The sequence below is a fragment of the Modicisalibacter sp. 'Wilcox' genome (assembly GCF_010993675.1).
GTDB classification, from domain to species: Bacteria; Pseudomonadota; Gammaproteobacteria; order Pseudomonadales; family Halomonadaceae; genus Modicisalibacter; species Modicisalibacter tunisiensis.
This window is the reverse complement of the sequence record NZ_WNXF01000001.1, coordinates 178,615-192,372: the sequence shown is the minus strand read 5'-3', so window position 1 is coordinate 192,372 and position 13,758 is coordinate 178,615. Positions and strand designations below refer to the sequence as shown.

15 protein-coding genes are annotated in these 13,758 nt (G+C 66.9%); 10 read left to right on the top strand and 5 right to left on the bottom strand.

The window, feature by feature from the left end; genetic code table 11:
• Positions 1–56: 56 nt before the first annotated feature.
• The 5 genes from thiB (at position 57) to ilvD (ending at position 6,792) form a co-directional block, all read left to right on the top strand.
• On the top strand, positions 57–1,061 hold the full coding sequence (thiB, locus tag G7A98_RS00855) for a thiamine ABC transporter substrate binding subunit (RefSeq protein ID WP_163647590.1): 1,005 nt from the start codon (positions 57–59) through the stop codon (positions 1,059–1,061).
• Positions 1,058–2,722, top strand: a complete 1,665-nt coding sequence (gene thiP, locus G7A98_RS00850; protein ID WP_163647589.1) for a thiamine/thiamine pyrophosphate ABC transporter permease — start codon at positions 1,058–1,060, stop codon at positions 2,720–2,722. The genes thiB and thiP overlap by 4 nt, the downstream gene beginning before the upstream one ends.
• A gap of 148 nt (positions 2,723–2,870) precedes the next feature.
• Positions 2,871–4,181, top strand: coding sequence for an MFS transporter (locus G7A98_RS00845; RefSeq protein ID WP_205596180.1), 1,311 nt, complete (start codon positions 2,871–2,873; stop codon positions 4,179–4,181).
• A gap of 10 nt (positions 4,182–4,191) precedes the next feature.
• Positions 4,192–4,854 carry an ATP-binding cassette domain-containing protein gene (locus G7A98_RS00840; protein WP_240464642.1) on the top strand — a complete coding sequence of 221 codons (663 nt, stop codon included), beginning with the start codon at positions 4,192–4,194 and terminating at the stop codon, positions 4,852–4,854.
• Between the two features lie 93 nt (positions 4,855–4,947).
• Complete coding sequence (gene ilvD / locus G7A98_RS00835) at positions 4,948–6,792, top strand: dihydroxy-acid dehydratase (protein ID WP_163647588.1); 1,845 nt, start codon at positions 4,948–4,950, stop codon at positions 6,790–6,792.
• A gap of 99 nt (positions 6,793–6,891) precedes the next feature.
• On the opposite strand, the gene G7A98_RS00830 is transcribed toward ilvD, so the two are convergent.
• Positions 6,892–7,113: a hypothetical protein gene (locus G7A98_RS00830; RefSeq protein WP_163647587.1), complete on the bottom strand. Its 222-nt coding sequence runs from the start codon at positions 7,111–7,113 to the stop codon at positions 6,892–6,894.
• A gap of 57 nt (positions 7,114–7,170) precedes the next feature.
• On the opposite strand from G7A98_RS00830, the gene G7A98_RS00825 reads away from it, so the two are divergent.
• The gene (locus tag G7A98_RS00825) at positions 7,171–8,232 is read left to right on the top strand and encodes an oxidoreductase (RefSeq protein WP_163647586.1); all 1,062 of its coding nucleotides are present in this window, start codon (positions 7,171–7,173) and stop codon (positions 8,230–8,232) included.
• 265 nt (positions 8,233–8,497) lie between these two features.
• Positions 8,498–8,839, top strand: coding sequence for a hypothetical protein (locus G7A98_RS00820; RefSeq protein ID WP_163647585.1), 342 nt, complete (start codon positions 8,498–8,500; stop codon positions 8,837–8,839).
• A 122-nt stretch (positions 8,840–8,961) separates the two neighbouring features.
• On the opposite strand, the gene G7A98_RS00815 is transcribed toward G7A98_RS00820, so the two are convergent.
• The 4 genes from G7A98_RS00815 to nudE all read right to left on the bottom strand — a co-directional run bounded on the left by G7A98_RS00815 (position 8,962) and on the right by nudE (position 11,603).
• Positions 8,962–9,336, bottom strand: coding sequence for a hypothetical protein (locus G7A98_RS00815; RefSeq protein WP_163647584.1), 375 nt, complete (start codon positions 9,334–9,336; stop codon positions 8,962–8,964).
• Positions 9,337–9,623: 287 nt separating this feature from the next.
• Positions 9,624–9,956, bottom strand: a complete 333-nt coding sequence (locus G7A98_RS00810) for a hypothetical protein (protein ID WP_163647583.1) — start codon at positions 9,954–9,956, stop codon at positions 9,624–9,626.
• Between the two features lie 489 nt (positions 9,957–10,445).
• Positions 10,446–10,796 carry a hypothetical protein gene (locus G7A98_RS00805; RefSeq protein WP_163647582.1) on the bottom strand — a complete coding sequence of 117 codons (351 nt, stop codon included), beginning with the start codon at positions 10,794–10,796 and terminating at the stop codon, positions 10,446–10,448.
• Positions 10,797–11,024: 228 nt separating this feature from the next.
• Positions 11,025–11,603 (bottom strand): ADP compounds hydrolase NudE, encoded by a 579-nt coding sequence (gene nudE, locus G7A98_RS00800; RefSeq protein WP_163647581.1) that lies wholly within the window; start codon positions 11,601–11,603, stop codon positions 11,025–11,027.
• 77 nt (positions 11,604–11,680) lie between these two features.
• Between nudE and yrfG the strand changes: the two genes are divergently transcribed.
• Genes yrfG through hslO form a run of 3 tightly spaced genes read left to right on the top strand, consistent with a single transcriptional unit; the run spans position 11,681 to position 13,680 of the window.
• On the top strand, positions 11,681–12,346 hold the full coding sequence (yrfG, locus tag G7A98_RS00795) for a GMP/IMP nucleotidase (RefSeq protein WP_163647580.1): 666 nt from the start codon (positions 11,681–11,683) through the stop codon (positions 12,344–12,346).
• Between the two features lie 5 nt (positions 12,347–12,351).
• Positions 12,352–12,750, top strand: coding sequence for a S4 domain-containing protein (locus G7A98_RS00790; protein ID WP_163647579.1), 399 nt, complete (start codon positions 12,352–12,354; stop codon positions 12,748–12,750).
• Positions 12,751–12,804: 54 nt separating this feature from the next.
• Positions 12,805–13,680, top strand: coding sequence for an Hsp33 family molecular chaperone HslO (gene hslO / locus G7A98_RS00785; protein ID WP_163647578.1), 876 nt, complete (start codon positions 12,805–12,807; stop codon positions 13,678–13,680).
• The last annotated feature ends 78 nt before the right edge of the window (positions 13,681–13,758 follow it).

The window sequence follows — 13,758 nt, the reverse complement described above, 5'->3', positions numbered from 1 at the left end:
CGAGGGACTATAATGCGCCGCGACGCTCATCGCCCACGACACGACAAGGACACGCCATGTCTCGCAGGACTCTCGCCGGCGGCCTCACCCTGGCCGCCCTGTGCAGCGTTTCCCCGGCCCAGGCCGAGGAAACGCTGACGGTCTACACCTACGACGCCTTCGTCTCCGAATGGGGGCCGGGGCCGAGCATCAAGAAGGCCTTCGAGGCGCAGTGCGACTGCCGGCTGCGCTTCGTCGCCCTCGACGGCGGTGTGGGTATCCTGCAGCGGCTCAAGCTCGAGGGCGAGGACAGCGCCGCCGACGTGGTGCTGGGGCTGGACATGAACCTCATGGCCGAGGCTCGTGACACCGGGCTGCTGGCCCCCCACGGCGTCGACCTGTCGCCGCTGGCGCTGCCGGTCGACTGGGACGACGACACCTTCGTGCCGTTCGACTGGGCGCCGTTCGCCTTCGTCTATGATTCTCGGGCGCTGCCCGAACCGCCGCACAGCTTCCAGGAGCTGATCGATGCGCCGGACGACCTCAAGGTGATCATCGAGGACCCGCGCACCAGCACGCCGGGGCTGGGGCTGCTGCTGTGGATCCGGCATGCCTACGGCGATCGCGCCGACGCCATCTGGCGCGGCCTGCAGCCGCACATCCTGACCGTGACCCGCGACTGGAGCGAGGCCTACTTCTCGCTGTTTTTGAACGGCGAGGCGCCGATGGTGATGTCCTACGCCACCTCGCCGGCCTACCACATGGCGGTGGACCACACGGACCGCTACCAGGCGGCCGCGTTCGACGAGGGCCACTACCTGCAGGTCGAGGTGGCGGCGAGGACCCGCCACGGCAAGCACCCCCAGCTGGCCCGCGAGTTTCTGGCCTTCATGCTCAGTCGCGACTTCCAGCGCGAACTGCCGCTGAGCAACGTCATGTACCCGGCGATCGATCTTGGCGACGGCCTGCCCGAGGCGTATTCGAAACTGATCGACCCCGAGGTCTACACCTTCTCGCCGTCGGTCGTTCGCGAGCACCGCAAGGCCTGGATCGATGACTGGCTGCGCGCCAGCACGCGATGAGCGAGGCGGGGATCGGCCCGGAGCGGGACTGGCGTCCGGCCCGGAGCGTGCTGGGCGCCGGCGTGCTCGCCTGGGCGCTGGTGGTCGGTCTGGGGCTGGGCAGTCTTGCCGCGCTGCTGGTCAATGCGCCGGTGGTGGCACTCGATACGCTGTGGCGCGATCCCTACCTGAGCGGGGTGCTGCGTTTCTCGCTGCTTCAGGCGACGCTGTCGACCCTGATCAGCCTGGTGCTGGCGATACCGGTCGCCGTGGCGCTGGCACGGCGGCCGCGCTTTCCCGGGAGACGCCTGCTGCTGCGGGCCATGGAACTGTCGCTGGTGATCCCCACGCTGATTGCGCTGTTCGGGCTGGTCGCGGTGCACGGCCGGCAGGGATGGCTGTCGACGCTGTGGCGTGAGCTCAGTGGTGAACCGCTCGGCTATCTCTACGGGCTGTCGGGCATCGTCCTGGCGCATGTCTTCTACAACCTGCCGCTGGCAGCACGCCTGCTGCTTCAGGGCCTCGAACGTCAGCCCGAGGCGCAGTGGCGGCTGGTCGCCCAGTTCGGCCTGACGCGGCGCGCCATCTGGCGCTGTCTGGAATGGCCCGTGGTGCGCCGCCTGCTGCCACGCCTGACGGCGCTGGTCTTCACGCTGTGCTTCTCGAGCTTCGCCATCGTCATGACCCTGGGCGGCGGTCCCGGCGCGACCACTCTCGAGGTCGCTCTCTACCAGGCGCTGACCTACGAGGGGGATCTGGCGCGTGCGGCACTGCTGGCGCTGACCCAGCTGGCGGTCTGCCTGGCCCTGTGGGCCCTGGCGCTGCGCCAGGGTGGCGGGATGCCGCTGCTGGCCACCGGCGACGCGGCGCGGCCGGCCGGTCGCTGGCGGCGTCGTGATGCCCGGGGTCTGTCGCGGCTCGTGGATGGCGTCTGGCTGACGATGCTGGCGGCCCTGCTGTTGCCGCCGCTGGCAGCGGTGGTGATCGCCGGGGCCCGCGGGCTGCCGGCGCTGCCCGGGCAGTCGGCGCTGTGGCCGGCCACCCTGTTGAGTCTGACGATGGCACTGGCGGCAGCACTCGGGGCGCTGATGCTGGCGCTGGCACTGGTGGGTGCCGCCCAGCGCTGGCGGCGTCGAGGCCACGCGCTGCCGGCCGGCCTGCTCGAGGGTGGGGGCCAGCTGATCCTGATACTGCCGGCGATGGTGCTGGGCACCGGGCTGTTCCTGCTGCTGCGCCCGGGGCTGGGTGGCGACTGGCAGAGCTATGCCCTGGTGGCACTGGTCAACGCCTTCATGGCCCTGCCGTTCGTCATGCAGGTGCTGCAGGGCGGGGTGGCGCTGCCCGTCGGCAAGGCCCGGCGGCTGGCCGATCAGCTGGGCGTGCGCGGCTGGGCCTACTGGCGCTGGCTGATCTGGCCGCGGCTGAAGCGGCCGATGGGGTTGGCGCTGGCCTATGCGATGACCCTGTCACTGGGGGATTTCAGCGTCATCGCGCTGTTCGGCAGCCCCAGCCGGCCGACCCTGCCGATGCTGCTCTACCAGCAACTGGGCGGCTATCGCTGGCAGGGCGCGGCGGCCACCGCGCTGATGCTGCTGGTCGTGGTGGTGGCGGTGTTCGCGCTGCTCGATCGGCTCTCGCGGCGCCGGCCGCGCTATCCGCAGTCACGCTTCGTCCGCGCATGATGCACAAGGCGCCGTTTCTGGTCGGGAGCGACCGCTGCCGACTTGATTAGAGTGCGAATCAAGTGCATAGTTCTTCAGCACCGCGCGGGGCCGTTGTCGCGACGGCATGAGCGCCAGGGGTTGGCCGCCAATGAACGGGGAGGGGGAGATGCCAAGCGATGTGATCGTCGGTCGGGAACGCCGCGAGCCGATGAGTTTCCTGCGTCATACGCCGAAGACGCTGATCGGCGGCGCCATCGGCAACGTCATGGAGTGGTACGACTTCGCGCTCTATGGCTTCTTCGCTCCGGTCATTGCGCAACTGTTCTTTCCCGCCGACAACCGGTTCGTCTCGCTGATCGCCACCTTCGGCGTGTTTTCCGTGGGCTTCGTCATGCGTCCGCTCGGTGGCGTGGTGTTCGGCTTCATCGGCGATCGCTGGGGCAGGGCCGCCGTGCTGCGCCTGTCGATCGTCACCATGGGCCTGGCAACCTTTCTGCTCGGCCTGCTGCCCAGCGCCGAGACGCTTGGCCCCTGGGCCGCGGTGCTGCTGATTCTGGTGCGCCTCATCCAGGGGCTGTCGGTGGGCGGCGAGTTCAGCGGCTCGGTGACCTACATGGTGGAGACCGCGCCGCGCTCGCGGCGGGGGTTGGCCGGTAGCTGGGCGAATTTCGGCAGTCTGGTGGGCACGCTGCTCGGTTCGGCGCTGGCTGCGGCGATCACCAGCACGTTGAGCGCCGCAGAGCTCGTTGCCTGGGGCTGGCGTGTGCCTTTCGTGGCGGGCGGGGCGGTCGGCATTCTCGCCTTTCTCTATGTGCGCCGCCTGTCCGACACGCCTCACATGGCACACCATGAGCGGACCCACGTCGACGACTCGCCGCTACACGAGGCGTTGACCCGCAATCGCCGCGAAACGCTGCTGGCCATCCTCTTCGCCTCGGGGTACGGCGTCTTCTTCTACATTCCGCTGGTTTACCTGCCGACCTATGCCAGCCAGTTCGGTGGTCTCGATGACGGCCTGGCGCTGCGCATCAACGCGCTGGGTATCCTCGTGGCCCTGCCGTTCATCACCTTGAGCGGCTGGCTTTCCGACCATTGGCTACGCCGGCGCACGTTGCTCATGCTGGCCTTCGCCATGACGGCGGTACTGGGGGTGGGGCTGATGTGGCTGGCGGCGAGCAACGCCATGGGCCTGATCGTCGCCCAATTGGTGTTCGCGCTGCTGATCGCGATTCCGCTGGGGGCGGCGCCGGCCATGTTCGTCGAGCTGTTCCCCGCCGCCGATCGGTTGACCGGCTATTCGCTGGCCTACAATCTGGGCCTGGGCATTGCCGGCGGCAGCGCGCCGATGATCGCCACGTGGCTGGTCTCGGCCAGCGGGCTGGTGGTCTCGCCCGGTTGTTACCTGTCGGTCGCGGCGCTGCTGTCGCTCGCCGCCCTGTGGGCGATGCCGGATCGCAGTCGCGAGCCCCTGCCGTGATGCGGGGTCGATGATGCTCGAGTGTCGCGACCTGCAATTCCACTACGATCGTGCCGACCCTGGCGAGACGCCGGATTTCGACTTCTCGCTGCGGCTGGCGCCCGGTGAATGCCTGGCCGTGCAGGGGCCGTCCGGGTGCGGCAAGAGTACCCTGCTGAGCCTGATCGCCGGCTTTCTCGAGCCGGCATCGGGCTGGCTGGGCTGGTCGGGACGCGCTTGGCGTGACCTGCCGCCGTGGGAGCGCTCGCTGACCACGGTCTTCCAGGAGGACAACCTGTTCGCCCATCTGCCGGTGTGGATCAACGTCGGCCTGGGCCTGGCGCCGGATCTGCGCCTGGATGCCGCCGCCCACCGACGCATTCGCGACGGGCTGGCGCGGGTCGGGCTCGAGGGATTGCAGGACCGTCTGCCGGAGGCGTTGTCCGGCGGGCAGTGCCAGCGCGTGGCGTTGCTGCGGGCCCTGCTGCGCGAACGCCCGCTGCTGCTGCTCGACGAGCCGTTCAGCGGACTGGACGCCGACAACCGGCATCAGCTCTGGGAGCTGGTGCGCGAGCAGCGCCGGCGAGGGGTCGCCGTGCTGCTGGTCAGCCACGACAGTGAGGACATCCGCGCCCTGGCGGATCGCTGCTGTGGGCTGCAGGGCGGGCGACTGGTCGATTCCGCGGCGATCTGACAGAATCGGGAGCTCGCTGGACAGACACCACAGACCGTCAGCGCCGATGCGATGGCGTCGGCCAAGACGGCTCGCCCTTTTCGAGGAAACCCCATGCCCGAGTATCGCTCACGCACCACCACCGCCGGTCGCAACATGGCCGGTGCCCGCGCCCTGTGGCGCGCCACCGGGATGAAGGACGATGACTTCCACAAGCCGATCATCGCGGTGGCCAACTCGTTCACCCAGTTCGTGCCCGGCCACGTCCACCTCAAGGACATGGGGCAGCTGGTGGCCCGCGAGATCGAGAAGGCCGGCGGCGTGGCCAAGGAGTTCAATACCATCGCCGTCGACGACGGCATCGCCATGGGCCATGACGGCATGCTCTATTCGCTGCCGAGTCGCGACATCATCGCCGACAGCGTCGAGTACATGGTCAACGCGCATTGTGCCGACGCGCTGGTGTGCATCTCCAACTGCGACAAGATCACCCCGGGAATGCTGATGGCGGCGATGCGCCTCAACGTCCCGACGATCTTCGTCTCCGGCGGGCCGATGGAGGCGGGCAAGACCAAGCTGCTGGATCACGGCCTCGACCTGATCGACGCCATGGTCTCCGCCGCGGATGACAAGTACAGCGACGAGGAGATCGCCGAGATCGAGCGCAGCGCCTGTCCGACCTGTGGCAGTTGCTCGGGGATGTTCACCGCCAACTCGATGAACTGCCTGACCGAGGCGCTGGGCCTGGCGCTGCCGGGCAACGGCACCGTGCTGGCCACCCACAGCGATCGCCGACGGCTGTTCGAGCAGGCCGGCAGTCGCATCGTCGAGCTGGCCAAGCGCTACTACGAAGGCAACGAGGCGCACCTGCTGCCGCGCGCGATCGGCTCCAAGGATGCCTTCAAGAACGCCATGACCCTGGACATCGCCATGGGCGGTTCCACCAATACCATCCTGCACCTGCTGGCGGCCGCCCAGGAGGCCGAGGTCGACTTCGGCATGGCCGACATCGACAAGCTTTCCCGCGAGGTGCCGCAGCTGTGCAAGCTGGCGCCCAACACCCAGCAGTACCACATCGAGGATTGCCACCGCGCCGGCGGGATCATGGGCATCCTTGGCGAACTCGATCGTGCCGGGGTGCTCAACACGTCGGTGCCGACGGTCTATGGCGACAGCCTGGCCGAGGCGCTCGAAGCGTGGGATATCATGCGCTCGCCGAGCCCGGAGGTGGTCGAGTTCTTCAAGGCCGGGCCGGGCGGCGTGCCCACCCAGGAGGCCTTCTCGCAGTCGGCGCGCTGGCCGAGCCTCGATGGCGACCGTGCGAGCGGCTGCATCCGCGACCGGGAACACGCCTTCTCGACCGAAGGCGGCCTGGCGGTGCTCAAGGGCAACATCGCCCGTGACGGCTGCGTGGTGAAGACCGCCGGCGTCGACGACTCGATCCTGGTCTTCGAGGGGCCGGCGCACGTGGTCGAATCCCAGGACCAGGCCGTGGAGCACATCCTCGGCGGCCAGGTGAAGGAAGGCGAGGTGGTGGTGATCCGCTACGAGGGCCCGAAGGGTGGCCCCGGCATGCAGGAGATGCTCTATCCGACCTCGTATCTCAAGTCGAAGGGGCTGGGCAAGGCCTGCGCGCTGCTCACCGACGGTCGCTTCTCGGGCGGCACCTCGGGGCTGTCGATCGGGCACGTCTCGCCGGAAGCGGCCGCCGGCGGCGCCATCGGCCTGGTGGAGAGCGGCGACATCATCCGCATCGACATTCCCGGCCGCCGCATCGACGTTAAGCTCTCCGACGCCGAACTCGAAGCGCGTCGCCAGGCCCAGGAGGGCCGCGGCAGTGACGCCTGGAAGCCGAGCATCCAGCGCCTGCGCAAGGTCTCCACGGCGCTCAAGGCCTATGCGCTGCTGGCCACTTCCGCCGACAAGGGGGCCGTGCGGGATCTGAGCAAGCTCGACTGAGCGGGCGCGATTGCTTGACGCTGCCCCTCAAGGACGAGGCCCGCGGAGTCGCCGCGGGCCTCGATGATCGCGGGCAGGCGATGGGCCTGCCGCGGTGCGTCAGGCAGCTTCCGGCACCTCTGCCTCGGCCTCGGCCGCTTCACGCAGAAGCTCCAGTTCGCACTCGATGACATACCAAACTTCCAGCCATTCCAGGCTGTCCTCGGAATAACACATCGTCGTTTCCTCCTTCCTCGCGGAATGCTGAACTTCACGCCACAGTATGGTTGATGCGACGAAGGTCGAGGTAACGATGTCGACCACGTTCTTGACAGTCATCACGGCAAGAGCTTCGCCCGTTCATGTGGGCATGGGGATTGCTGTCAGCAAGGAGATGCCATGAAGGAATCGTTCAACGTCGGGGTCGTTGGTTACGGGTTCGCCAGCCAGACCTTTCATGTGCCGCTGATCCAGGCCACACCGGGGCTCGAGCTGATCGCGGTGTCCTCGAGTGATGCCGCCAAGGTCCATCGCGGTCTGCCCTCGGTGGCGGTGGCGGACTCGCCGCAGGCCCTGTTCGCGCGGAGCGACGTGGATCTGGTGGTGATCCCGACGCCCAACGAGAGCCACTTTCCGCTGGCCAAGGCCGCGCTCGCCGCCGGCAAGCATGTGGTGGTCGACAAGCCGTTCACGGTGACCCTGAGCGAAGCGCGGCAGCTGCGCTCGCTGGCCGAGCAGGCCGGCCGGCTGCTGTCGGTGTTCCACAATCGTCGCTGGGACAGTGACTTCCTGACCGTGCGCGAACTGCTGGCCGACAAGGCACTGGGTCGGGTCGTGCATTTCGAGTCGCGCTTCGACCGTTTCCGTCCCGAGGTTCGCCAGCGCTGGCGGGAGCAGGCCAAGCCCGGGGGCGGCATCTGGTACGACCTGGGGCCGCACCTGCTCGATCAGGTCCACCAGCTGTTCGGTCTGCCCCGGGCGATCCTGCTCGACCTGGCCATGCGCCGCGACGGCGCTCAGGTCGACGATGACTTCCTGGCGCTGCTCGACTACGAGGACAAGCGTGTGAGCCTGCATGCCTCGGCGCTGGTCGCCGCCGAATCGCCGCGTTTCGTCATCCACGGTACGCAGGGCAGTTACGTCAAGTACGGGCTGGATCCGCAGGAGGGCCGGCTCAAGCAGGGCGAGACACCGGCACCCCGGTGGGGCGAGGACACGCGGAACGGACGACTGACGCTGGCCGCGGAGGATGGCCGTCTGGGGGAGCGCGAGCATCCGACGCTGCCCGGCGATTACCTGGCCTACTATCAGGGCGTGCGCGATGCCCTGCTGGGCGAGGGCGACAACCCGGTGCCGGTGGATGAAGCACTGGCGGTAATGCAGTTGCTCGAGACGGGGCTCGACAGCGCGCGTCAGCAACGCTGGGTACGTCTCAAGGAAAAGAACGCCCCGAGACACTGATGCCTGTCATGCGCATGCTTCCCTCCGACCCCGGCTCCGGCCGGGGTTTTTCATGCTGGAAGGGAGCGGTTTTGATTGCCGGGTTAACATTAGCCTGTAATATATATTGCAAGGAAATTGTTAGCGTAGTAATATTATTGTCATCGACGCGGCGCCACAAGCGCCAAGTCCCGTGACACATGGAAACCCGCTGCTCGGCCCATGCCGCTTGAATGTCGGGTCACTCCGTGGTCAATAGCCACGTCTTCCATGAGGAGGTTCGAACATGAAACGCATCAATCCGGTTTCCCTCGCGTCTGTCCTGCTGGTTTCCACTCTGGCGGCTTCCGGTGCCGCGCTGGCCGGCCAAGCCAGCACGATCGCGCCCGACAGCGGCCTGGATCATGGCCATCAGGTGCCGCCGCAGTTTCCCGTCCAGGCAACCTACCACTCCGGTATCAAGCTGGGTCATGACGGCGATGTCGTCACCGTAGTGAGCGATCTCGCCTCGGGTTCCGGCGTCGAGGCCATCCAGGTGCGCACCACCCGGAGCCAGCATTCCATGCCTCGTACCTCCTTCGAGGTCGAGCCGCTGGTCAGCGACAGCGGTCTGGACAGCGGCGTATAAACGCCGGCTGCCGGGCTCCGGGTCCGGATAGTGCCGACGAGACGTAAAAAGCCCCGCTCTGAAGCGGGGCTTTTGTCGTGACGCCGTCCGATCGTGAATCGGAGGGTGCGTGCGGCACGGGGTCAGGGCGTGTCATCGCCGATGCGATCATCCTTGGCATCGACCCCCTTGTCCTTGACCACGCTGCTGTCGCTGTAGTTGGTCTGCTTGTCGACGTCCGTGGCGCCGGAATCCGACGGGCGATCCTCGTAGGTATCGACGCCCTCATCCTTGGCAAGCTCATTGGTCCCGGCGGCGCCGTCCTGGTCCGTAGTGCCCTTGATCTTTGCCGCTTCCGTCTGCTCCTCGGGCTTCTGCGGAGGTACATTGTGGCCCTCGACACCGGCATCGACGCCCTTGTCGGGTGCCACGGTGGTATCCGCCACGGCAGTGCCGGATAGTACCAGCATCGAAGCCAGCAGGGCCGAGGTCAGCGACAGTCCTTTCACGCTCTTCATTAACACACCTCCATGCATGCTTGGGTTGCGTGTGGAATTTCGGCAATGTGCGACGGTCATTCCTGTGTCTCACATCCTGTACATACCCTAGACATGAAAATAATCCATGTAAAGTAATGGCCGGTTTGATGAGCCATGCTTCATCGACAAGCTAGCCAATGAATCGTTGCTCGGCAAACGGGCAGCTGGTCAGAGGAAGCCGGCGCGCATGCCTGCTCGCGGCGACAGTCGGCCTGCACAGCCGGCTCCCGGTCCGGGGAGCCGGTGTGTCCTCGCCGGCACGGTGATTATTGGCCGCGCTGCCCGAGGGCGTCGATCCCGGCGGCGGAGTTCAGCGGTGCCATGCCCCGATAGTTGGTGCGGGTATCCACCAGCACGGCTGCCGATGCGCGGTACTCGAGGGCGTCGATGCCGGCGCCGGGAGCCAGCGAGATGCCGGGAGCCGGGGCCCGGCGAGAGGCCAGGTTGATGCCGGCGTCATTCAGTGGCGTGGCTGTCACTCGTTGCCCGTTATCGAGGCCGTGATCGGAGGCGATGCTGCTGGCCAGCGCCGTTCCGGAAGCGGCCAGAAGGCCGATGAGCACGAGGGACCCGAATGAGAGTGTCTGGGTGGTTTTCATGGGTTGCCTCCCGTCAGGATGTGGGAGTTCGTGATGGATCGAGGGGGACGGGGGTAGTGCCGTGAGCCTCGAGAGTCGTCATGGCAGTCGACTCGAGGTGGCATGGGGAGGGGCTGCCTGATGCTCTCAGCATGTAACGCTGACCAATAGTTGACAAGTTGGTTTTTTTGATAGCGATGCTGGTTTATTTATTTCCATGTTCGGCTGACAGGCTTGTGAACCGGTATATCAAGTCCCTGGGCCATGCTCCGGGCCAGAGCCTTCCTGACGGGGGATTGCCGGCTGCGCTGCTCGATGGTTCCGGCGCCAGCGGCGCGACGTCGCGGCAGGCGGGAGCAGGCGATTATCGGGAGAGCGTTGGCATGGAGTCGGGGCGTGGCGAGGGCTTGGCCGGCGATGAGCCAAAAAAACCTCGGCGGGAGCCGAGGTTTTCGTGTGTCGCTGAGCCGTTGGTGACGCAGGGATAGAAACCAGTCCGGGACGACCTTTTCAATCCTTGTTGTGGGTGCCCTTGTCCTTGACGATTTCCGGATTGCTGTAGGACGTGGCATCGCTCTCGTGAGCAGTGTTTCCCGGCCTGTCCTCGGTGGCATCGACGCCACTGGCGGGGGCCAGTTCGCTGCCCTTGTCCTGCATCGCCGAGTTGTCACCGGTCTGGATGCCGGTCGACTCCGCCTGTTCCTCGGCCTTCTGGGGATACGTGTCGTGACCCTCGATACCCGAATTGACGCCGCTGTCGGGGGCGAGCTCGTTGGCTTCCTGAGCCAGCGAGGCGCCGGAGAAGGCCAGCAGGGTGGCCAGCAGCGCAGAAGTCAGGGTCAATCCTTTAATGCCTTGCATGAGGACCTACCTCCTTGCGTGTTTCCAGCATTCATTTTCAGCGACTCGCCGCCGGCTGAATGACGAGCATGGGAGACTTCGGTGCTCCAGTGCTCGGTCGTGATGTGGATGTCGGAGGGTCGCCGGTAGGCAGGGCCTGGGGCTGTCGCTCCCTGTGGAGCTCGGTACCGGCGGGTCCTGTCTGCCATTTAAAGCTAGACAACCAACCATTGCTTGGCAAAAGGCGAATCACCACCAGGACTCGCTGTCGCGTTCGGCGCGGAGCGTCTCGCGAGCGATGAACAGCGCGGCGATGGCCCTGGCTTCGTGAAAGTCCTCGCGGGCGAGCAGGGCGGGCAGGGACTCGAGGGCGTGCGTCTCGACTCGCAGGGGCTCGGGCTCGTCGCCGGGCAGGCGCTTCTCGTAGAGGTCGGTGGCCAGCAGTACCTGCATGCGATGGTTCATGTAGTTGGGCGCCAGCGACAGCTCGACGAGCGGTTCGATGCGCCGGGCGCCCATGCCGCATTCCTCCATCAGTTCCCGATTGCCGGCGGTGATGATGTCCTCGCCGGGGTCGACCAGCCCCTTGGGGAGCGTGAGGGCGTACTCCTCGAAGCCGGCGGCGTACTCCTGGATCAGCAGCACGTGATCGGGGTCGGGCATGGCGATGATCATGACCGCCGGGCGGCCGCGTCCCTTGAGCCGCTCGAAGGTGCGTTCGGCGCCGTTGGAGAAGCGCAGCTCGAGCCGCTCGATGGCGAAAAGCTCGCTGTGGGCGACATCCTCCCGGGCCAGGATGCTCGGCTTGACGGGGGTATTCGATGACATGGTGCCTCCGTGCGTGATGCGGGGGGATCCCGTACAATGACAGGTGTCTTTTACCACCGCCGCGGAGCTTCTGGCCAATGATCGACTGGCGCGACATCGACACCGTCCTGCTCGACATGGACGGGACGCTGCTCGACCTGCACTTCGACAGCCATTTCTGGCTTGAGCACCTGCCGCGCCGCTATGTCGAGCTGCATCATCTGGATGAGGCGACCCAGGAGGTCGTGCGCGAGCGCATCCTGCGCGAGCAGGGCACGCTCGACTGGTACAGCCTGGCCTACTGGGAACGCGAGCTGGGCGTCGACATTCTCGCCCTCAAGCGTGAGGTACAGCACCTGATCGGCCTGCGCAGCGATGCCCTGGACTTCCTGGCCTGGCTGCGCTCGGCGCATCCGCGCGTGGTGCTGGCGACCAACGCCGACCGGGCCAGCCTGTCGCTCAAGCTGCCGCTGACCGGGCTCGAGGCCTACCTGGACGCCATCGTCTCGTCGGCGGATCTCGGCGTGCCCAAGGAGGAGCAGGCCTTCTGGTTCGCCCTTCAGGAAGTCGAGCCCTTCGACCCGCAGCGCACGCTGTTCATCGACGACAACCCGGCCGTGCTGGAAAGCGCCCGCGAATTCGGCATCCGCCACCTGCTGGGCATCAAGCAGCCCGACAGTCGGCGTCCGGAGCGCGAACTGGAAACATTCATCGCCCTCGACCGTTTCGCGGCCTTGTTGCCCGACCGTGACGCCCCCATGTAGACGCCATGCCAGAATCCGCCGTACGTATCGACAAGTGGCTGTGGGCCGCGCGCTTCTTCAAGACCCGTGGTCTGGCCAAGAAGGCCATCGAGGGGGGCAAGGTCCAGGTCGATGGCGCGCGCGTCAAGACCAGCAAGCTGATCACGCCGGGCGCCCGGGTGAAGGTGCCCCAGGGCTGGGACCAGTGGGAGGTGGAAGTGCTCGCCGTCTCCGACCAGCGGCGTGGCGCGCCGGAGGCCCGCGAACTCTATCGCGAGACGCCCGAGAGCCAGGCGCGTCGCGAACGCGAGGCCGAGCAGCGGCGCCTGGCCAATCAGGTCATGCAGGCGCCCCGCGGGCGCCCCGACAAGCGCGGACGCCGCGAGATCCAGCGCTTCCAGCGTCAGCGTCCCGACGATCAGTGATGCCGTCTTTCCCGTCTTTCCCGTCTTCCCGTTATCCCCGTTGCCGAGCGACTCATGTCCGACCAGATTCAGCGATTCCTGTTTGACGATACCAATGTGCGTGGCGAGATCGTCTCGCTCGAGAGCGCCTACGCCGAAGTCCTCGACCGCCATGCCTACCCGCCGGTGGTGGCCCGTCAGCTCGGCGAGATGCTGGCGGCGGTGGCGCTGCTCACCGAGACGGTCAAGCTCGACGGCACTCTGAGCCTCGAGGTGCGCGGCCAGGGGGCGCTGCGCCTGCTGATGGCCGAGTCCAATCCGGGTGGCGAGCTGCGGGCCATCGCCCGGCTCGACGACGAGGCGGCCCTGCCGGCGGATTCCGCCACCTTCGCCGAGCTGGTCGGCGACGGCCAGATCGTGATCACCCTGGACCCGCGCGAGGGCAATCGCTATCAGGGCATCGTGGCGATCGAGGCCGACACCCTTGCCGGCTGTCTCGAGGACTACTTCGCCCGCTCCGAGCAGCTGGCCACCCGGCTGTGGCTGGCGGCCGACGGGCAGCGTGCCGGGGGGCTGCTGCTCCAGCAGCTGCCCGACGATTCCCGTAATCACGATCCCGATGCCTGGGACCGCCTGGTGCACCTGGCGAGCACGGTGCGCGGCGACGAGCTGCTGGGCCTGGCGCAGCGCGATCTGCTCTATCGCCTCTATCACGAGGAGACGACGCGGGTCTTCGATCCCAAGCCGCTGCATTTCGGCTGCACCTGCTCCCGCGAGCGCATCGCCCGGGCGCTGCTCGGCCTGGGAGCCGAGGAGCTGCGCGACATCCTCGCCGAGCAGAAGGCGGTGGATACCCAGTGCCACTTCTGCCACACCCGCTATCATTTCTCGGCGGCCGAGATCGAGTCGCTGATCGAGTCCCCGGATGCCGGTTCGCCGACCATGCATTGACACCGCCCCACGGCGTTTTGCCGATCGAGGCGGTTTGCCATCATAATGTAACGGCTCGTGCATCACTCCCGGACAAGA